The organism is Adhaeribacter pallidiroseus, assembly GCF_003340495.1.
Lineage (GTDB): Bacteria > Bacteroidota > Bacteroidia > Cytophagales > Hymenobacteraceae > Adhaeribacter > Adhaeribacter pallidiroseus.
Map to the genome: position 1 here is coordinate 5,809,515 of NZ_QASA01000001.1, position 21,561 is coordinate 5,831,075.

13 protein-coding genes, 1 other RNA gene and 1 pseudogene are annotated in these 21,561 nt (G+C 43.8%); 8 read left to right on the forward strand and 7 right to left on the reverse strand.

The window, feature by feature from the left end; translation table 11 throughout:
* Positions 1-6: 6 nt before the first annotated feature.
* On the reverse strand, positions 7-198 hold the full coding sequence (locus AHMF7616_RS23160; RefSeq protein ID WP_115375045.1) for a cold-shock protein: 192 nt from the start codon (positions 196-198) through the stop codon (positions 7-9).
* A gap of 645 nt (positions 199-843) precedes the next feature.
* Between AHMF7616_RS23160 and AHMF7616_RS23165 the strand changes: the two genes are divergently transcribed.
* Positions 844-2,511 (forward strand): hypothetical protein, encoded by a 1,668-nt coding sequence (locus AHMF7616_RS23165; RefSeq protein WP_115375046.1) that lies wholly within the window; start codon positions 844-846, stop codon positions 2,509-2,511.
* 190 nt (positions 2,512-2,701) lie between these two features.
* Positions 2,702-3,072: a transfer-messenger RNA gene (gene ssrA, locus AHMF7616_RS23170) on the forward strand.
* Positions 3,073-3,381: 309 nt separating this feature from the next.
* Here ssrA and AHMF7616_RS23175 read toward each other — a convergent pair.
* Together AHMF7616_RS23175 and AHMF7616_RS23180 are read right to left on the reverse strand one after the other, a co-directional pair.
* Positions 3,382-3,825, reverse strand: a complete 444-nt coding sequence (locus tag AHMF7616_RS23175; RefSeq protein ID WP_115375047.1) for a hypothetical protein — start codon at positions 3,823-3,825, stop codon at positions 3,382-3,384.
* Positions 3,826-3,908: 83 nt separating this feature from the next.
* On the reverse strand, positions 3,909-4,628 hold the full coding sequence (locus AHMF7616_RS23180) for a GNAT family N-acetyltransferase (RefSeq protein WP_115375048.1): 720 nt from the start codon (positions 4,626-4,628) through the stop codon (positions 3,909-3,911).
* 541 nt (positions 4,629-5,169) lie between these two features.
* Between AHMF7616_RS23180 and AHMF7616_RS23185 the strand changes: the two genes are divergently transcribed.
* The 3 genes from AHMF7616_RS23185 (at position 5,170) to AHMF7616_RS23195 (ending at position 11,505) form a co-directional block, all read left to right on the forward strand.
* The gene (locus tag AHMF7616_RS23185; protein ID WP_158546237.1) at positions 5,170-6,942 is read left to right on the forward strand and encodes a malectin domain-containing carbohydrate-binding protein; all 1,773 of its coding nucleotides are present in this window, start codon (positions 5,170-5,172) and stop codon (positions 6,940-6,942) included.
* Positions 6,943-7,232: 290 nt separating this feature from the next.
* Positions 7,233-7,649, forward strand: a complete 417-nt coding sequence (locus AHMF7616_RS23190) for a hypothetical protein (RefSeq protein WP_115375050.1) — start codon at positions 7,233-7,235, stop codon at positions 7,647-7,649.
* A 676-nt stretch (positions 7,650-8,325) separates the two neighbouring features.
* Positions 8,326-11,505 carry a TonB-dependent receptor gene (locus tag AHMF7616_RS23195; RefSeq protein WP_115375051.1) on the forward strand — a complete coding sequence of 1,060 codons (3,180 nt, stop codon included), beginning with the start codon at positions 8,326-8,328 and terminating at the stop codon, positions 11,503-11,505.
* A gap of 374 nt (positions 11,506-11,879) precedes the next feature.
* Here the strand turns inward: AHMF7616_RS23195 and AHMF7616_RS23200 are convergent, their stop codons facing one another.
* The 3 genes from AHMF7616_RS23200 to AHMF7616_RS23210 all read right to left on the reverse strand — a co-directional run bounded on the left by AHMF7616_RS23200 (position 11,880) and on the right by AHMF7616_RS23210 (position 16,806).
* Positions 11,880-12,692, reverse strand: a complete 813-nt coding sequence (locus AHMF7616_RS23200; protein WP_115375052.1) for a helix-turn-helix domain-containing protein — start codon at positions 12,690-12,692, stop codon at positions 11,880-11,882.
* Between the two features lie 231 nt (positions 12,693-12,923).
* On the reverse strand, positions 12,924-13,805 hold the full coding sequence (locus tag AHMF7616_RS23205; protein WP_115375053.1) for an oxidoreductase: 882 nt from the start codon (positions 13,803-13,805) through the stop codon (positions 12,924-12,926).
* Between the two features lie 532 nt (positions 13,806-14,337).
* Positions 14,338-16,806, reverse strand: a complete 2,469-nt coding sequence (locus AHMF7616_RS23210; RefSeq protein ID WP_115375054.1) for a bifunctional YncE family protein/alkaline phosphatase family protein — start codon at positions 16,804-16,806, stop codon at positions 14,338-14,340.
* Between the two features lie 564 nt (positions 16,807-17,370).
* Here AHMF7616_RS23210 and AHMF7616_RS23215 point away from each other — a divergent pair.
* The 3 genes and pseudogenes from AHMF7616_RS23215 to AHMF7616_RS23230 all read left to right on the forward strand — a co-directional run.
* Positions 17,371-17,728, forward strand: a pseudogene (locus AHMF7616_RS23215) (TonB-dependent receptor plug domain-containing protein); the annotation flags it as partial.
* Between the two features lie 159 nt (positions 17,729-17,887).
* The gene (locus tag AHMF7616_RS23220; protein ID WP_115375055.1) at positions 17,888-18,739 is read left to right on the forward strand and encodes an endonuclease/exonuclease/phosphatase family protein; all 852 of its coding nucleotides are present in this window, start codon (positions 17,888-17,890) and stop codon (positions 18,737-18,739) included.
* A gap of 734 nt (positions 18,740-19,473) precedes the next feature.
* Entirely contained in the window at positions 19,474-19,965 is a 492-nt protein-coding gene (locus AHMF7616_RS23230; protein ID WP_115375057.1) for a lysozyme inhibitor LprI family protein, read from the forward strand.
* Positions 19,966-20,024: 59 nt separating this feature from the next.
* Here AHMF7616_RS23230 and ltrA read toward each other — a convergent pair whose 3' ends face one another.
* Positions 20,025-21,341, reverse strand: a complete 1,317-nt coding sequence (ltrA, locus tag AHMF7616_RS23235) for a group II intron reverse transcriptase/maturase (protein ID WP_115372869.1) — start codon at positions 21,339-21,341, stop codon at positions 20,025-20,027.
* Between the last annotated feature and the right edge of the window lie 220 nt (positions 21,342-21,561).

A 21,561-nucleotide genomic window follows, 5' to 3' on the forward strand; every position in this document is an offset into this window, starting at 1 on the left:
TTTCGGTTAGATTCTCTCTACATTAACTGCATTCAAACCTTTTTTACCTTCGGTTACTTCAAAAGAAACCCGGTCATTCTCGCGAATTTCGTGAACCAGACCGCTCTGATGAACGAAAATGTCTTGGTTGTTTTCGTCTGAAACAATGAAACCGAATCCTTTAGATTCATTAAAAAATTTTACTTTACCTGTTTTCATAAAAAATGTGAAATTAATAATTAATACAAAGATAGAATTTAAATTTAATATTTCTTCTTTTTAAAGCCTTATACCAGACATATTTTACAAGGTTTTAAAAAATTTAATTTTAAAAGGAACTTTATGGCACTAAAATACTAATTTATTACATTCTATTACCTCTTTTTTGAAAAAAACGTAAAACAGCCGATTTTGCCAACTTTTATCTCGCGCCTCTAAATTCAGATAACAAACACTCTTGGTTTTTAAGTATTAAACAAAATTAACAGGCAAGATAGCTGAACTGCTTGCTTCTTGAAAACGCAGATTAGGGAATACATTTTAGAAATTAGCTATTCTTTTCTAAACCCTCTAAATTATTAATTATCTAACAAAATCTTTCTTTCTGTTGGCTTGGTTTAATAAATGTTTCAAATAGCTAAAAATCTGATTTTTAAACGTTAAGATTACTCTCCTGATCTTCTTTTTGCTGCCTCTTTGAACCTGTGCAATTTAAAACATCGGGGAAAAATGCTGCGTATACCAAAACATTACACTGATTTATAGTATAGCAGATAGCCCAAAAAAAGATTTATTTATTACAATGTTTAAGACTGTTTGTAAGCTGTTTGTCTAATTTTTCTTCCAACTTAACCCAGAATAAAAATGGAAAACAATCAAAAAAATCAGGCTGAAGATCAGAATAAAAATTCTAATTCGGGGCTTGCTTCTTCTCTTTCGGCAACTGGCACCGATTCCGCGTCTATGCAAAACAACTCCGGAAATAAGCCTGCTAACCTGGCTAGTAGTTTAGAAAATACTGCTACTCCGGAAAACAAAGATCAAAACAAAGAAAACAAGAAGGAGTCGGAGGGCTTATTCGGAAAAAGAGTTGAAAATAAAGCTGACGCAACCAATACTACCCAACAAACTGGTTCTAAAGCAGACCCGGTTACCGCTGCGGCAAATACCGGAACTGCCGATAACAAAAACAAGAATAACACTAAAACTGCTAATGCTGCAACTGCTGCAGATAAAAATGCTAAGAGCAGCGTAGCTAAAGCAGGTGATACTGAAGGGGCTGGTAATCAGAACTCTACTAATCCAGATGCGCAGCAAAATTCGATGGAGCAACCCGGCAATAAAGACAAAGAAAACCAGAATCAGGATAACCAGTTTGGAGATAAAAACTGGTCGCAGCAACCTAATCGGGGCGATTATAGCCATTCGGATTATGACAATTACGGTACGGAACAACGCGGCAGTTGGGGAAACCAGGGCGGCAATTACGGCCACCCAGGTGACTTTGATGGCCGTGGTACCGGCTATGGTGGTTATGGCCAATCGGGTACCCGCGACCAAAATGGACAACAACCTGCTGCTCCAGGGTACGGTGGTTACGGTAACTTTGGCGGCTTTCAGGGCGGCTATGGTAATCAACAATCGCATGAAGATAATAACAGCGGCTATCCGTCGGCTGCACGAGGCGGCTACGGCCTACCGGAAGGCGGCCAATACAGCAACCATACATCCGGTGGGTTCCAAGGGAATTATGGTGGCCACGACATGCGGAACAGCGACTATCGGCAGCCCAATAACCAATACCGGGGTAACCAGAATAATCAGCAAGATTGGAATCAGCAAGCTCGGTTCCGGCAGCAGGATGATTACCGCGGACAAGAATACCGGGGAAACTCTTCGCAGTGGGAGCAGCACAATCAGCAAGATAGATATAATTACGGTAATAATTACGATCAGCAAAATCGCAACTATCCTGCAAATCAATCAAGGCAACAGGGCGCTTCTGACCGTTTAGGATCTTCTTACAGTTCTAATGCCAATTATGGTAACCAAGCTGGTTATGGAAATCAGCAGGATCGGCAAGGGGGTTACAACCAGCAAGGTGGTTACGGTTCGCAAGGTGGTTCTTACAACGATGAGTACCGGTCGCCGCGGAATGAACGTGGCGGAGCTTACGGTAATAACTATGGTTCACCGGGTTACGACAGCCACCAGGGGCAACACGATAATAATCGGTTCCGGGAAACAAACCGCGATCAAAATCGAGGATCTAACTACGGTAACTCTCCTCAGTTTGACCGGCGAGATGATTCTAACAACCGGGGCAACTATGGCAATGGGCAACAAAATAACTTCCGGAATAATGATTCATACGAAAACCGGACGCGATACCAAGGCCAGAGTGGTTATGAAACCAATTCCAGACGTGGGCCACAAAACCAATTGGATGATAATCAGTATAATGCCTCGCACCGGGGAAACCAGGGCGGTTATGAAGGACGTGCCCGCCATACCAGCTACGACGAAGATTGATTTTTTAATTTTTTTAAAATAAAAAAGCCCCGCTGGTACATCAGCGGGGCTTTTTTGGGTAGTTGCTTAAAATTAAATGTTTTGGGTAGTAAGCATAAAACTATTTCCTTTTAGTTTTGTAACTTTACAGACTAAAACATTCCGGAATTTTTTACTGTTGCTTAATGTTTATAGTACAATCCGCAAAAACGGGGCTGACTGGAATTGACAGCTTGTGCAGGCTGCGGGTAAGCATGTCGGGAGTTGAGCGAATCTCCTGTTAAAAAGTCGTTCAAACAATAATCGGCGAGACTAACTACGCCATGGCTGCTTAATCTAGGTATTAAGCAATAGCCATTGTCCCGCAACTGCTACTCCATTCCGCGGTTGAGTACGGGGCATCGAAATGATTGGATAGCGCGAGTGAAGGTACGGCACCCAAGCGAAGCTAAAGTATCTAAGGCACGTTCACAGGTCTGGTGCCGACCTAAACGTGCTCGAAAACCCAACGGCAACTAAGCATGTAGAAAGCTCGACGGTTTCCTTGTCTGGACCAGGGTTCGAATCCCTGCAGCTCCACAAACCTACTTACAAACCATAACGCCACCGTTATGGTTTGTTTGTTTTTAAGGGTTTTTGGCCATACTATACCTTATTGATAATACAAAGTAGCCTACCTGTATACCTGTTTGTTTTGCTTATTTACAGCCCATTTTACGTACTGCTATTTTAGGCTTAATGAATAGCATTCTCTTAAAACTTCCTAAAAAAAGAGATTATCTATTTACGTTCGGGAGCATTGCCAAGCATCAAATACATAATTTTACAATGGACAGTTTTTGAATATTTTAAATAATATTCTTTATTCACGCATGCAGAGAACTTTACGCTTTACCGGGGTTTTACTAAGTTAACTATAGTAATGGATTTGGCCGCTGTTTTTGCTAAGCCATCGGCAAAATAAGTAGCGTTCGGCGTTTCGGTTTGCCAGGTCATTCTAACTTCTGTGAGGCTGGTTACCTCTACGGTTTTGGTATTACTTAAAATGGATGTAGTAAGAAATTGCCTGCCATTGGTTTCTGTAAGGGTATAACTGCCTTTAAACTTATTTCCGGTATCCAATAGCTCGACATTCTGGCCTTTAAAAGTCAGAATCATACCGGATCCACCGTTTGCTTGAATGATTTTGGTGTTTGTAGCATCATAATAATCGTGAAATTCTGACGAGATTTTCCAACTACCTTGTAACAAATCGGTAGCAGATTGGGGCAGATTTACTCCCTCGTCGTCTTTACAGCTAGCGAGCAGGAACAGAAAAGGTAATAATTTTTTCATGATTTAGAGGGGTTAAATAATTGGAGGTTCAGGAAAAAACTGCTGGGTTTGGCTTCTGTAATTTTAAAAAAATCAGCACAATTCTAATATAAAGCTTGGTTCAGGAACAAATAACTACTTACTGGATAATAGCTAATTATGGGGATATAATCCTGTTGGTTGGTTTTAAAAATGAAAGTTAAGGCACGTATTTCTGTTTCGGGTATCCTGAAATTGGTATTATAAAAGTTAGTGCAACTCTTTTTTAAAAAATATAGGAAATAGCCTAAGTCTAGCTCGTGATAAATGGTAAAACCTTGTTTTTGATACCAGGGTAAGTTTTGTACAGTAGCGGTTTCTAAGTAAATAGGCCGGCTTTTTTGTTGGTTATACGTAATAAGTTCCTGTAACAAGGTGGTGCCGGTTTTTTGGTGTTGGTATTCCGGATGCACCCCGATAAACCACAAATAAGATTTTGTTTCTTTGGGCTGTATTTTCTTTATTGAGGCTTCGCGACGCAGGGTTTTATAAATATTTAGCAAGCCAATACAAAAAAGAATAAGCTTTATATCGAACCATACCGTTTGCGGAGTAGTCATTTTTTGGTCCGGGTATAAAATTAAGGCACAAGCTTGGCGATTGTTGGCGATAAAAATCTCCCCAGATAAAGAGCAAACCTCAAAGGCGTAATTCATTAAATAACAGATTCTTGTGGCTTTGTTTTTTCCTGACTTAACCAGATAATAAATGCTCTTATTGGTAGCAAACGATTTGGTAAGAATATTCACTATTAAATCTTTGTCGCGGTAATTAGCTTTGATCATACAAGCCAGAATGAGGTAGGCGGTTTAAAATTTCAAAAAACAGTACAAAACGCTCCGGATAGGACTATAAACCCATAAAACTAACTGGCCATCGTGGCTAGTCTAAGGCTTTAATTTAAAAATAAATAGTGAAAGGAGTAACCAGGATGCAGACCGGTTGCTAATAATTTTAAACTGCATTTTACCTGTTTTGCTTAGGACTATAGGAGCAGGAAAACAGGTCGATTTTTAAAATTCCGAACCCTTCGTCTAGAATTTAGATTTACAGCCTTAAAATTGTAACATTTAATCTTTACGGAAGTATATTCGGTATTAAAGTTGTACTTCTCAAAACCCACTAATTTTTTAATCATTCTATCTAACGCATAACTTGCTTTATATCAGGATTGATTCTAACTTAGATATATTATCTTATATGTGAATACTCATTGTTCTGTTTTTTTATATTATTAATTACAATTACATGCTTAAAATTTACTTTCTTTTTTCAAAAACTGCCAAACTAAAGCGCTCAAGCTGGTTGTTATTTTTGGCCTTTTGTTTGTTTCAGCTACCTGTGCGCGCCGATGAATTAGTTTACCGCCTCAACTCGGGCGGTGGCAGTACCAGTAATTCTACAGGTGTATTTGCGGCAGATAAGTATTTTGCCCCCTCTCCGGGATCTACCACCTCTACCACTAGTGCCATTGCCGGTACCAGTGATGATGCCATGTACCAGAACCAACGGCGATCCGAGACTAATAATAGCACTTTTAATTATAACCTCCCCGTAAGTAGCGGGCAATACCGCGTAAAGCTTTATTTTGCCGAAATATACTGGACCAAAGTAGGCCAGCGGGTTTTTGATGTAAGCGCTGAAGGAACCAAAGTTTTAAATAATTACGATATTGTGAGTGAGGTGGGGCCATTTACCGCTACTTCCGAAACTTTTACGGTAAATGTTTCTGATGGTACACTGAGCCTTTACTTTAGTTCTCTGGCTAGCGATGGCGGCGTGAACCGTCCGCAGGTGGCAGCACTGGAAGTGGTTAGAATTACTAATAATTCAACGCCTGAATTTACCAGTATTAAATGGGGCACTGCTGCCAGTCAGCCTTATAGCACGCACGAAGTTCACGGCGAAGTAGTAAATAATAAGCTTTATATTTTTGGGGGCTACGATCCCACTAAATCGGGTTATACGCCTACCAAGCGTGCTTATCGCTACGATCCGAATACGAACTCCTGGCAGGCTATTGCCGATTTACCGCATACTCCTAAAGGCAGCAATTTTGGCGGCGTAACCCACGTAGGCACGGCGAACGATGGTACCAATATTTATCTCGCCGGCGGGTATCCTTCTAATTCTACGGGCACCGGCCAGGTTTTTGGCACCAAGCAAGTATGGCGGTACAATGTGGCCAGCAATAATTACACGGCTCTGCCTAATTTACCTTATGAGTTAGCGACCGGGCAGTTAAAATATTTAAATGGCAAACTGCATTACATGGGAGGCGCTAATAAATCCCGGGCAGATGTACCAATACATTATGCATTAGACCTGAGTAACCTGGGGGCCGGTTGGAAATCAATGAAGCCGTTAATCAACGCTACTAACCATGCGGGTTCTGCGGTTTACGGCGGTAAGATATACTACTTCGGGGGCTCTCATGGCCAGAATGATGAGACCGTGGTACAGAAAACGGTTCAGATCTACAATCCGGCTACGGATACCTGGACCCGAGGAGCCGATATGCCTACCGGTCGCGATCATATCTCGTCTACGGTGGTAGTATTAGGAAACCGGATTTTAGTACTGGGCGGCGAAGTGCGGCATTCGGTAAGATCTGCTTTGGTTTCTGCTTACTCACCGGCCACGAACTCGTGGCAGGAATTAACGCCGATGCCCGCTACAAAATCTGGCGGAGTAGCGGGTTTGCTAAACGGCAATATTTATTACACCGGTGGCAACCAGACGAAAACAAATTATAAAGGAATACCGGTACAGCCTGCTTCAGCCACCTCGGTAGTTGCGGTGAGCGAAACGGGGCTCGATGAACAAACGTTAACCCGGCAGATAATCGTGTCTCCAAATCCTATAATAGCCGATAATAAGTTTTCCGTAGAGATTCAGAATTTTGGAAAAGAAGAACGGGTTGCCGTTAGCTTGTTGGATGTACTCGGCCGGACTGTTCAGTCTACGGAGGTGGTTACCACCGAGCAAGGTAACGCTACTGTTGTAATGCCGGTGAAAGCTCCATTAAGTTCCGGTATTTACATCCTGAAAGCGCATTCGCCATCCGGTAAAGCCCAAACCAGATTGCTGAAAGAATAAACCCCAGTACAACGATTATACTTACGAAAAGGAGACCACTCAAAACGGTCTCCTTTTTTATTGTAGTCTGGGTTCTAAGAGCTTATTGTAGCCCGACTAAAATTTAAAATATTACCTGAAGATTTAAGATTGGAGCGGGTCTGGAAAATTTTTTTAAAATTTAAAAATTTTAAGAGGTAGCTTCTGGTCAATACGGGTGCGCCAGTTGCCCAACAAAAGTACATTTTTCGGACCTCCCTTTTTTCTTGTTTTGCGTATTCTGGTTGCGTATATATTCAATACAATTCAGAATGAGCAGTGCAGACCAGGAGAGTCATCCTTTGTTTCCGAGTGGGGAGTGGGAAGGTTTTTACACCTACGCCACCAATTCCCAGGCCGCTCAGCACCCGATGCATTTGTTTCTTACTTTTAAGAATAACCTGGTTACCGGGGGCGGGAGCGATGATGTGGGGCGGTTTACCTGGAAAGGTTCTTATAGTAAACAGCAGTTGGCATGTACTATCACCAAGAACTATCGCACGCATGTGGTTTCTTATCAGGGGCAAGTAGACGAGAACGGTATTTGGGGAATCTGGCATTTGGATGAAATAAGCGGGGGCTTTCATATCTGGCCAAAAAAGTTGGAGCAAAACCAGCAAGAGCAAGCCGTAGAAGTTCAGGAACAATCCATAAAAGAAGAAGTACACCTCCCATTTCCGAAAATCTAACTTCCCGGGGATTGGCTGGTAAATAATTCCCGGAGATTGGCTGGTAAATAATAAAAAGCTCTGTATTTAAAAAAGCGGTTCTAAACCGGCTAAAACAAAAATGACTCATATAAATCGAGTGTTATTGTTTCGGCCGGTTCATTTTTTTAAATTTTAGTCAATCTGGTACTAAACTACCGAGCTCTTCCGTCCCGCAGCGTTCCCCGAACTTCTGTTTACCCGATAGCCGAAGGTTAATCCTGTTTGAACCACTCTTCTGGTTTATTGCCTCCGAACTAGATTTTTCGCCCCAGAAGTAATGGTTATGCTTGCTGGGGCAGTTGCCCGCACACTTCTTGGTACCCGCCCGACGGGCACTCCTGCCTAACCGGCAACAAACCAAAGCCCTTCTGAAAAGCAACAGTATGTTAATAAAGGCTTAATCTGCGCTTAACATTGCCTCCCTACTTTTGCGGGCAAATCAGGGTTAATCAATCAGAAAACACGACGGGCTACTATGGTATAACACTTACCGCTCCATCTTAAAAATAAGCCTGTCTGAATTTTAAAAGCAGCCAGGCTTAATAAAATTTTAAAAAATCTATTCTACCGCTGCTGCTAAACTGCCATTAGCACCGGGTGTTGCACGAAAGTTTAAATCTGATCTCAACTACTATTATTTAATCATTAACCAAAAATGAAACAACTATTTACCAAATGTATTGTGTTTCTTGCTTTGCTTCTTCCGGCCAGCTTAACCTCCTACGGTCAGGGGAACGAAGCAACCATCATCGGGAAAGTTGCCGAAGCAAACAACAGTCCTATTATTGGCGCCACCGTTTTAGTCCGGAATGAATCTACAGGTTTTCAGGCGGGTACGGTAACCGACTTAAAAGGAGATTACATTATCAAACAATTACCCTTGGGTGCGCCTTATTCCATTACCGTATCTTTTATCGGTTACACCGAACAAAAGAAAACCGGTTTTGCTTTGAACCAAGGCGACCAGTTACGGGTAAACTTTACCTTACAAAGCAGCGCTACCGAACTGGAAGCAGTAGAAGTTGTGGCGAGCTCTTTAAAAAACACGGTTCCTAACTTGGGCGCTTCCACGCCTATCACCGCGAAAGATATTGCTAAACTGCCGGTAAACGGCCGGAACTTTACTTCGCTCATCGACCTTTCGCCGTTGAGTAGCGGTACCAGTCTGGGCGGGCAATTAGCTTCCTCCACTAACTTTACCATCGACGGGATGACCTCGCGCGGTACCATTGCCGGTGGTTCTACGTCTAGTGCTTATTCCATTTCCATGGAAGCCATTCGCGAATTTAAAGTGGTAACCAATGAGTACGATGTAACCATGGGCCGCAGTGGCGGTGGTACCATTAGTACGGTAACCAAATCGGGAACGAACCAACTAACGGGTAGCGCTTTTAACTTTATGCGTACCGATTGGCTCGCTAGTCCTTACGATTTACGGGGTAACAAACGTGTGCAGGATTACAATACCAACCAGTACGGATTTTCATTAGGTGGTCCGATTATTAAAGACAAAGCGCACTTCTTCGTAGCTTGGGATCACCAGGCCGATGCCCGACCGGTTTATATTGCCAACATCCAAGGACTAGCCGACGAAGCGGTTAACCAGGTTACCCAAGAAACACTGGATAGTTTCTTAAGCATTGCCCGGGCTAAATACGGTGTTTCGAACAATCCGCAGTTTGGGGCTTTCGGCAAGAAAAAAGGAACCGACGCTATGTTTGCCCGGATTGACTGGCAGATAAATTCTAAAAATTTATTGACTTTGCGCAACAACTTTGTGCGCGAAAAGGACCCGTTATCCGAGGATGATAACTCTTCCATTGATGCCTATGAATCGTACATTAATCGCAAAAAATTCGACAACAGTTTAATGTTGTCGTTGCGGACTATTCTGAACCCTAAAATTACGAATGAGCTAAAAGTACAGCATTTTTACCAGGACGAAGCCGTTCAACCAAGCCCGGAACTTCCGGCTGCCGGTATCCCGCGCGCCATTATACAAAATGTGACATCACCATCAAGTGCTGATCCTACAAAACCCTTAACTCTTTCTTCCATTCAGATTGGTGGGCAGCGTTTTTCGCCGGAATGGTTTAAAGGCAACGTAGTGCAGCTTGTAGACAATTTCTATTACAATACCGGTAAAATCAATTTTACCTTCGGGGTAGATGTTATGTATAACCGCATGCATTCGCGCTACGGTAGCGAAATGAACGGCCGCTTCTTCTTTAGTGGTCTTGAAAACTTTAATAGCCTGACTTCTTACCGGTACGTACGGGAAATTTACTTGAACGAAGACCAGAGTAAAGTGGTAAATTCGTTAGCTTCCGGCGTATACGCCCAAATGGACACCAAACTTGCCTACGGCTTGGAAGTAATGGCTGGCTTGCGACTGGATAATACCCAATACCTGAACCGCGCCAATTTCAGCCCGGTGGTATTTAACGAATTGGGTATCCGCACCGATAATAAGATTAACACCACCCAATTGCAGCCCCGCATACAGTTTACCTGGGACGTGAACGAGGAACGCAAAAATATTATCCGGGTGGGGGCTGGGGTTTTTGGTTCGGCTTTAAACCCATATTCCATGATCAACAACATATTGTTCGATGGCACCAATGTTGCCTCCGTGGACATCTCAGGAGCCCTGGTACCAACCCCTAATTTCCCGGGCTACCGCGCCGATCCATCTACTGCTCCTGGTGCCGAGCTATTTAACAACCCGGCCATTCCAAGATTAGTAACCATTAACACCAATAGCCCCGATGCCAAAGTGCCGGTGGTTTACAAAACTAACTTTTCTATTAACCACTTCATTAACGATAACCTGCGGATAGGGGTGAGCGGATTTGCCGCCTGGGCGCGTAACAACTACATGTATGTAGACCGCAACATGGTGGAGCAACCGTATTTTAGAATAGAAGAAGAAGCCAACCGGGGGGTGTACGTACCAGCCGCAACTATTACCGATAAAGGCATTGTTAACTGGGTTAACAGCCGCAAAACTACCCAGGTAGGACGGGTGCTGGAATTAATCAGCGCCGGCCGGAAAAACCAGTACGCCTTGGTAGTAGACGGAACTTTCCGGTACTTCCGCGACGGTCAAATTACCGCTTCGTACACCTGGAACGACTCTAAAGACAACACCTCTTACAACGGTAACGTAGCTAACACCGCCACCCTGGACTTAATGGTAGCCGATGACCCGCGTAATTTAAGCCGCATGAACTACGCCAACAACCAGTTCCGCAATAAGGTAGTGGTTTACGGAACGGCCCCTACTTTTTGGGGTACCACGTTTAGCGTGCGTTATTCCGGTTTAGGTGGTACGCGCTATTCCTTGGCGGTGGGCGGTAACACCAACGGAGACTTTGTTGATTCCAATGACCTGGCTTACATCTACGACCCAAATAACCCGGAAGTACCACAATACTTGCGAGACGGTATCCAGGCTATTCTGGACAATCCAAACGCTGAGCAAAGTGTAAAAGATTACATCCGCCGGAATGCGGGCCAGGTAGCAGAGCGTAACGGTGGTATTAATGGTTTTTACGGCGTGTTTGATGCCCGATTAGCCAAAAAATTCAGTTTCCTGGGTAACCATGGTTTGGAAGCTTCCATTGATGTTTTCAACGTCGCTAACCTGTTGAAAAAAGATTGGGGCGTGGGTTACAATCTTGGTAAGCAAAACCTGTACACTATTAGAAGCTTCGATCAGACCGCCCAAAGGTTTGTTTATAACGTGAACCAAGGATCCGGAGTATCTAACCCAAACGCCAGCCTGAACGGTAACCCTTACCAGATTCAGTTAGGTTTGCGGTACGCGTTTTAACTTTATTCAAAATTAAAAATTTAAAGAAGCTGCCGGTAATAACACCGGCATCTTTTTTTATCCATAAATTCTATTATGTGCAGTTTTTTCTTGAATACTGTGATTTGATTTCGAGGAAAGGACTGGCTTATACAGCTAGCCAATAGAAGTAATTGCTAGAAAAATAAAATTCTATTTATCAGGCTCTTTCCCTTCTGCTTTCGTCATTCCGGAGGAAACTAGTTCGCTACGTAGCCGAATAGGTTCCTCCTGAAGGACATAGATAAGGCAGAATAGCCCTGCTTTTAATTAGCGCGAACGCACCTTAAATATTAAAATAAAAATTACTTTTTAGAATTAGATTATTTCTTTAAGCATAATGGCAGTGCCTTCGTTTAAGTTTGTAGGATTTTGGTAGGTGCTACGCCAAACATTTTTTTAAAGGCAAAAGAAAAGTGCGATAAGTCTTCGAAGCCTAAATCCAGGTAAACTTCCGAGGGTGCTTTCTTTTTTTCTTTGATTAAATAATGCGCTTCTTGCAGGCGGCGTTGTTGCAGCCAGCGGCTCGGCGACAGGTGAAATATTTTCTCAAAATCGCGTTTAAAAGTAGCCAGACTGCGGCCCGTTAAATAGGCAAAGCGTTTTAGTTCTACATTGAAGTGGAAATTCCGGTGCATAAACGCTTCTAAATCTATTTTACCGGGTTCCGAAAAATCAAATAAAATACTTTGTAGCTCGGGGTTGGTTTGGAGCAAAACCAGAATGGCTTCGCGCCGCTTCAGGTGCAACAGGTTTTCGTTGCCCGACTGATTCAAATCCTGGTAAGGCCCCAAGGAGTTTATAAAACCAAGTAGAAGGGGATTAGCATGCAGCGAGATAATAGCATTGGAAGCCGGGCTTTTTTCGGCTTTGTAGCCGTACTCGATGCTGAAATCGCGCAAGGTTTCCTGATCCAGGAAAACCGAAACACTTTTAAATTCACCTCCGGCCGGCGGCTCTTTCACAAACTTGAGCAAATGGTTTCTCCGAACCAGCCGGAAATCTCCTTCCCGGAAAAACCAGGTTTGGTTCCCGTCTTCCACGGCAAGGGTGCCGGCAATCTGGTAACTAAAAACATGTTCCGCTACAAACTGCTCCCCGGACCGGTTACGGCTATGATAACAGGAATAAGTAAAGGCGCGGGAAGCTTTTTCTTGCAGACTGGTCATAGGGTTATTTTTTTAAAAATAATGTGCGTTCGAGATAAAGACGCTTCTACACAAAGAATAAAGAATAATACTAGTCTCCAAAAAAATCAATTTTAGGTTCCTCGTGGTCTACTTCCAGGATGAGGGAATAAAAAGTAAGAGCTTCCTTGTTAATGATCTTATTATCTTTATCTCGAACGCACGGTAATACAATGGGCAATGGCTGTTGAATGCCATTGCTCCTTTTAATTTCTAAATTTTGGTTCGCAGGTAAAACTTGGCGGCTTCTGTTTCCAGGAAATTTTCGGCATCATCCGCATCGGTTGATAAACTTACGGGTAACCATTTTTTCATTTCGGCTTCCCGGGCCGCGTTGGCATTCTCCAGGAAGCCAATGGCCTCACTGCCTAGTACCAGGTGCACGGGTGGTTCCGGGTGTTGGGCCAGTTCTATCATTACCTGAGCTGCTTTAGCCGGGTCACCGACGGGATTAAAGTTACCACTTTTAAAGAATTTTTCCCGGGTTCCTACTGTGGTTTCGTAGTCTTGCAGCGCTGGTGCGTAGGTCATGGAATCGCCGGCCCAATCCGTCCGGAAACCACCTGGTTCTACGGAAGTTACCCGAATGAAAGGTGCTATTTCCTGGGCCAAAGCTTCGGTGAAGCCGCTTAAGCCAAATTTAGCTGCCTGGTATATAGCTACGCCCGCGTTTCCTACCCGGCCGCCAATAGAACTAATTTGCAGGATACGGCCGGCACGTTTTTCTCGCATGTGCGGTAAAACGGCGCGGGTAATTTCGATGGGCGCATACAAGTTGGTTTCGAGCTGGCTGCGTACCTGCTCTTCGGTATAAGCTTCGGCGGCGCCAATAATGCCAAAACCAGCATTATTTACCAAAACATCTATCCGCCCGAAATGCGCTATGGCTTGCGCTACCGCTTTCTGAATTTGGACTTTATCTGTAACATCTAAAGCTACGGGTAAAAGCTGAGCGGGGTATTGTTCCGCTAAATCCTGTAATACTTTGGGTTGGCGGGCCGTAGCCACCACTTTATCGCCAGCCGCTAATACAGCTTCGGTGAGGCTGCGCCCTAATCCCCGGGAGCTGCCGGTAATAAACCAAATTTTTTCCATTGTCTTAATCATTTTGTTTTAGACAAAGGTCGTTCAGTTTTAAGCTAGCAAGTTTGTTCAAAAGCTCAAATTACTTTGTTCAAAAGCTCAGCTGCCATGTGAGTGGCAGGAAACAAATATTTCATACCTAATATCTTACTAAGATTACTTGCCCGTTCCATTAGATTCATTCTTTTCAGAGCGGTCTGTCGTAAATAGGTAATTAGTAAGTCGGAAGTAAACAAACTCTCCGGATGTAATCTTTTTGTTTTTAGGTTGCTGCATTTAGCTTGGGAAAGTTGCTGTAAAACTGAAAAGCCAGTTCCCTAGGGTAGGGAGCTGGCTTTTTTTTAAAAAACTGTTTAGTTAATGGCAGTTCCGGTCCTGTTTTTTGTCCGGTAAGCCTTATGCCGGGCAATTAGCTGCCGGCTTGATACGCAATTTTTTAAATTATTACCCGGCAACCTGTATCATCTTTCGGCAGGCAAAGTAAAATGTTATATCAAAGAGCTAAGGTTTGTTCTTTTTAACAGCAAAATTTTAGCCTTGATTTTCAATCATCGTCCTCGTCGTCATCGTCTTTTTTCTGTTCCAGTTTTACGAAACCACTGCGGCGCGGTGCAGGCATTACCGAATCTTCGCCTTTCACCGATTTCCAGACGACCTCGTTTAAATCTAAATCCGGAGCGGCGTCTTCTTTCGTGAAATTAAATTTTTCGGAGCGTTCCGAACTTTTATTCTGGGCTACGTTGCGTTCTTCTAAATCTACCTGCGCGGCTTTTACCTGGTAAGGCGTTAAAGTGGGTTGGGCCGTAAAGCAATCGAATAACGGCAAAGCGGCCGCATCGTACTGGCTCATCGGCGGTAAACCCAGGATTAGCTCCATGGTGCGCAGGATGCCCGAAGTAGAATACATGGTGTGGTTAACAGCATTACGTTTGGTGTACGGACTAATTATAAAGGCCGGCGAACGGTGGGCATCTATGTGGTCTGGGCCATTCTGGGCATCGTCTTCCAGCACAAATATGGCGGTTTGCGCCCAGATCGAACTTTTAGAAAGATGTTCTACTAATTGACCTAGGGCTAAATCATTATCGGCTACGGCCGCAATGGGGGTAAATTTGCCCTTTTTCTGGCCGCTGGTATGGTCGTTGCCCAAACGGATAGTACTGAATTGCGGAACCGCATTTTGGGCCAATAACGAATCAAAATCTTGCTTCCAGATCCGTACCCGTTCAATATCTTTAATATCCATGTTAAAACCCGGCGATTTTTTACTGATGTGTCCTTCCAGGGATTTCAGGGTGGCTTTTCCATCGCCGGAAAACTCGCCGTAGCTGCGGTAATTAATGCCAGCCCGCTGGCAGTAATCCCAGATATACCCTTTTTTAGGATAAGCAATTTTGCGGGAACCCTCATAATCGTACGTGCCGCCACGGCCGCCGTAGCTGGTGGGCCAGGTTTTCTCGGTATAGTCGGTGGCGTAAGCGGCCATGCTCCAGTTATGGCCATCGGCGCTTACTTCGGCATCCACGTAAAAGTTATCGAGCAGTACAAACTCGCGGGCTAAAGCATGATGGTTGGGCGTAACTTTTTCGGGGAAGATACACAAGTTCGGGTCGCCATTCCCTTCTTTCATATCGCCCAGAACTTGGTCGTAGGTGCGGTTTTCTTTAATTACGTAAAACACGTATTTAATCGGTGACTTGTCGCCAACGCGGGTAGGCACCGGATTACCCACTTCACCGCGGGCTTTATTTTCCATTTCTTTCGTAAACGGAGTGTTGGCGTATACCTGCTTCGCATAAATTTTTAATTTTGCGGCATCGGGCCGGTCGATAAAAGACAAGGTGCCTTTAAATAAACCCCCAATGTATTGCACTTCCTGCTTGCCGGTAACCCCGGTGTGCGAGCCGCTGTTATCACTCACTTTCACGGGTTGCGGGCCGGCCGGGTTGGCCAGCGACGAAAAGCCTTTGCCATTGGCTACCAGAATTTTTTTACCGAGGGTTTTTACATTAGTGGGGTACCAACCCGTGGGAATAAAACCTTGCGACGAACTTTTACCCGGCACTGACACATTAAATACCGCCAGACAGTTGTTGTCGGCGTTGGCCATGTACAACGTTTTTTCGTCCGAAGAGAGGGCCAGGGCGTTGGTAGTGGAACCGGTTAATTGGGTAGGATACAGCGCCGCCGAAATGGTTTCCATTACTTTACGCGCCTTGGTATCAATTACCGATACCGAATTATCATTGGCATTGGCCACGAATAAATATTTGCCGTTCTTGGTTTGAATAAGTTCGTTCGGGTGGCTTTCGGTAGTAATTTCCCCGGTAATTTTATTTGTTTGCGTATCGTAAACTGCTACTTTATCACCGCCCCATAAGGTAATGTACGCCGTTTTTTTATCCGGCGAAAGCAGGCAGGCGTACGCTTCGTGGCCCAGGTCAGTTTTATGCAGGATGCTTTTGGTTTTCAGGTCGAGTACGTACAGGGTATTGTCTTCTTTGGTAACGACGTACAAACGCTGGCGGGCATTATCTATATCAATACCCGTTGGACCTATTTTATCTTTCGGCCAGGCCAAGCCTAAACGCAAAGTATCGGTAGTGCTGAATTTATTATTTTTAATACCGTAAGCCAGAATAACGTTGTCGTTGCCGCCCGAAGCAAATAAGGTTTTATTATCCTGGCTGAACTTTAAACCGTACCACGACTTCGCAATAACTTTCTCGTCGAGTAACTTTTCGTTAACCGGATCGATGAGTTGCACCGTTTGTTTGCTTTGCCCGTTGTTGGTAACCGCTAATAATTTACGGGAAGGGGATACCTGCATATTTAAAGGCAAATCACCTAACGGCACTGACCGGCCCACCGGACTCAAGGACCAGCCATTAGGCAGTAAAATTTGCTTGGCCTGGGACTGGTTAGTAGGCTGCTGTGGTCGTTGCGCTACTGCCCTATAACCACTCCCGATAGCTACACCGCAAATAACTATTTTAAAAAATGCATTCATCATATCTGGCTTTAAAATAATAGAGGGCGAAGGTAAATGAAGCTTACTAAAAAGAAGCTTTTTACCGGAAACTTAACAATTATTTAAAGTTAGGATTTTCTACGATACCAATTGATTAAAACCACCCTTACAGGGCTACCCAGCCACAGCAACCGGTATTGTTAATACCGGAACCATGCCTGCGGTAAGCTCTATTTTCGATGTTATGCCACTCGGCGTTTAGGGTAAGCCAATGGCGCGTAAATTCAGCGTTTACAATTATTACCTTCCAGCCCAGTGGACCAATGTTGGTAATGCGAGTAACATCAGTAATGCCCAGGGCTAGAAAAAGTCCGCACGTTCTGGTTTCGAATAAACCGTTAAAAAATCGTTAATTTTAAATTTTTATCCTGCTTAATTATAACAAAAACTTAATACGATTAAGAATTTCAAAATAAACCGGTATTTGTTCCTTTGTGCTGCAATTAAGCCTTCTATTTTAAAAAAACAGGAAACTGTAATTACGGCGTGCTCCATAAAGAAACCGGGAGGAGAGCTGGTGGTACTTGCGGCATGGCTCAACTGCCATCGTCCGAAGTATTTGAAAATCGGCTTTTGCCCAACGTGGGGCAAGGTTTACAAGGCGTTATTCCGAACCTAATTTTAATACCTACGACGGCAAACCCATTCAATCGCCTACTTTTAATATCCGGGGTACTACTTCTATCGGGCAGGGTGGTAACGCGCTGGTGTTAATCGATGGGGTAGAGGGTAATCCCAGCTTGTTAAACCCCAGCGACATCGCCAGTGTATCGGTGTTGAAAGATGCTTCGTCGGCGGCTATTTACGGGGCGCGGGGGGCTTTTGGGTTAGTACTAATTACCACGAAAAACCCCACGAAAGATAAACCAGCGTTACGTACTCGGTTAACCACTCCATTAAAAGCTTTGTAGTCCTGTTCCCGGGAGTACTCGGATTTAAAATTCAGATTTTTTTAAAATAAATTAGAGAAGCATTGCCCGTAAGTGTATTAGTGTTTTTTTAAATTAATTTATCTTCGCCATTCATAATAAATTAAAAAATTATAAAGCAGTATTGTAAACTGATGAAATTTCAACGTTTTCTTTTTCTGGTAGTTTTCCTTTTCTTTTTCTCCGGCCTAGTGCAGGCTCAGCAATTAAGGGTCGGTACTTTTAACATTCGCTACGATAATCCGCAGGACGTCGGGAACTTGTGGGTGGACCGGGCCCCGGTAGTAGCTAATTTAATTCGCTTTCATGATTTTGATATTTTCGGTACGCAGGAAGCCTTAAAAAATCAACTAGACGATATTAATAAAACGTTGCCCCAGTACACCCGGTACGGTAAGGGCCGCGACGATGGTCAGGAAAAAGGCGAACATTCGGCTATATTTTTTAAAAAAGACCGGTTTAAACTCCTCAAAAATGGCGATTTCTGGTTATCACAAACTCCGGACAAACCTTCGCTGGGCTGGGATGCTACGTGCTGTAAGCGCATTTGCTCCTGGGTTTACCTGCAGGACCAGCAGACCAAAAAGAAATTTTACTTCTTTAATGCGCACTACGACCACCAGGGCGTACAAGCCCGGCAAGAAAGCAGTAAGTTGATCTTACAGAAAATAAAAGAAATTGCCGGCGCGGAGCCCGTTATTTTTACCGGCGATTTAAACGGCGACCGCAGCAGCGAATGGTACCAGGCCATTGCCAATTCCGGCCAAGTTTCGGATACGTTTAAAGCCGTGAAAGATCCTTACGCCAACAATGCATCTTTTAACGCTTTCGGGAAAAAACTAGACGGCGACGAAGTGATTGATCATGTTTTTGCCACCAGTCATTTTAAAACTTTAAAATGGGGCATTTTAACCGATACCTACCACGGCAAATTTCCTTCCGACCATTTTCCGGTACTGGTAGAACTAAGCCTGAGCGCCAAATAATTTGTTCCTGATTAATACCGGTACATTAACTTTTCGGACTAATCTACTGTCTTCCATTAGCAAAAGTAAATTTTATTTTTTTTCCGAAGTAAAAGGTAAAACGCCCATTAACTCCCAAGGAGCGGGGGTTTTACTTTTTATTTATCGGGTTTTCAAAGCCTTTCCCAAAACGGTATTTTTTTCATAAATTGGGAGCTTATTTTCATGTAAAATTTAAAAAACTGGTGCGTTCCGGCAGTAGGGAATAATACCGCTCCATGCAATATTTTAAACTATCCGGGTTGTCGGCTATTTAAAAACAGGATACAGGGGGTAATGATGCCCAACGTACTGGATAACTGGCGAGGCGAAAGTCCCAGTCATGCAAGTGCTACCCAAGTAATAGCCGGATTATACTTGGGTATTATTCGGGTAAACACACGAATAATACAGTCAGAATGGTTTGGAGCAGTTAAAAACAGTAGTTAAAAGATAAGACCGCCGGTTTGGTTTTATACCTAAAAGTATAATACAATAAAAATTAGCTACGCGAAATATTATGAATAAATGCTTAAGAAGAAATGCATTATCTTTTTCTGTGCAATTTTTAAATTCTGTATTGGTCTGTAGAACATTTATTTGTATAATATTTAAAGTAGGATTATAACCTTACTTTAAATATTATACAACTCCTCCGTACATAATGCGGATAACCGTATGTTATGTTGTTTATAAAATAGTTAGCAGCAAAAAATATGAGACAAATATTGACTATGTTATTTGTTCTGATTTCCTCAGTTGTCTATTCTCAAAACAATGAGATTATAACAAATCAAAAGGCACAGCTTTTAGATAGATATAATTTTGATGATGATTGTGGAAATGGAGCGCAGCAAGATATAAATATTTGTTTAGGCAAAGCAATTGAAAAACTTGAAAAGTTATTGTTTGACAAATATAGATGCTTAATTTCTTCACTTGATATGGCCATCCAAAAGAATTCCTTAGAAGATAAACAACAGGCTTCAGAGTATAAGAAAATCAAAAAAGCTATTATTACCTCTCAAAAGACTTTTGAAAAATTAAAAAAGCAAAATACTATTTTTTACCTATCTTATTATAGAGAAGGAACAGAGCGTCCCATGTTTTTCGGTTTGAGTAAAATACAAGACTTAAAAGATAGACTCAATCGATTAGATGATTATTTGGAGACATTGGAACAAGATAACGTAATTAAATGTAAATGAAGTTTCTGCTGCTAATCGAGTAGACGGCCCCACCAGTGTTGGCTGATGGGGAGCGCCTCTCACACCACTGTACGTACGGGTCTCGTATACAGCGGTTCGTTAAGTTGGGGGGCTACTTGTTTGTAGTAATCGAACAACGATTCATAACCTTTCTTGACCAACCGTTTCAGCGTGATAGTGGTCACCAGGATGGGGCTTTGCGCTACTGCCCAGCCCCCTTTCCGGGTCTGGCTCCAGGCATAGGCTTCCCCTTTTGAGACGCCTAATCGGATCAGGTTCTTTCTTTTCCGCTCGGGTTTCTTCCAGTCGTGCCAGATGCAATGGCGCAGCCGGTTTCTGAGCCAACTATCCACTTGCTTTAACTTCCCCTGAATGCTGGCTAGACGAAAGTAGTTTACCCAGCCTCGCTGCACTTCCTTGAGTTGCTGAACGCGCTGCTCAAAGGCACTGGGCGTGGTCTTGCGGGTAATCCCTTTCAGGTTCTGCTTCAGCCTGGCCCAAGCCTTTTCTGCTACCACCAACTGGTATTTACCTTTCTCCCCTTTCCGGTAAGTGGGTACAAACCGGTAGCCTAGTATCTGAAAATCTACGGGTCGTCTAATGCCGCTCTTTTCCCGGTTGATGGGTAGCCTTAGCTTATTCTTCAGGAACAGGAAAAGGTTGTTGCCCACCTGCCGGGCCTCCGACTCACTTTTGGTATAAACACTAAAGTCATCGGCATAGCGCACGTACCGCAAGCCTTGCTTTTCCAACTCTTTATCCAGCTCGTGAAGCAGAATATTGGAGAGCAGCGGACTCAACGGACTGCCCTGTGGTACCCCTTTCCGGCGTTTGGTTAACTTTCCCCCAATAAGGATAGGGGCCCGAAGCCATTTGCGGATCAGGCGCAGCGTGAGCGGGCATTTTACTTTCTGGTATACCAGTTGCAGGAGCAGGCAGTGCTCTACTTCATCAAAGAAGCTTTTCAGGTCCATATCGACAATATGCTGATAGCCTTCATTAATGTTCTTCTGGGCTTGCCACACCGCCTGATGGGCGTTGCGGTTGGGCCGGAAGCCGTAGCTGTACTCTTTGAACTCCAGCTCGAAAAGCGGGGCTATGGCTTGGTTGACTGCTTGTTGTAGCAGCCGGTCGGTTACGGTAGGAATGCCTAACCGGCGCTTCTGGCCGTTGCTCTTAGGTATTTCTACCCCTAAGATGGGTAGAGGAAAGTACTGGCTGCTCCGGATAGCCGTAACTAAGGCCTCCTGATTTACTTGCAGATGCCCAGCTAGTTCAAGTACGGACATACCGTCTACGCCGGCTGCCCCTTGGTTAGCCTGCACTTGCCGGTAGGCTAGCAGCAGGTTGCCCCGGTGCAATACTTTCTCAATCATCCTACTTTCTACTTTATCTGTAATCCCTGTTCCGCTTACGCTAAGGCTGGCCAGGCCTCCTTACCACATTTGGAACAACTTCACGTTCGGCCCTTCGTCATCTTGTGAGACCTCCGCAGCGCTTACGGCTCGTTTCCTGATGGCTACTATGGCTTCTGCTGACTTCTCTCTTACCAACCCGTGGCCGAGAGACCTCCCCAGGTAAGAGCATATTCCTTCC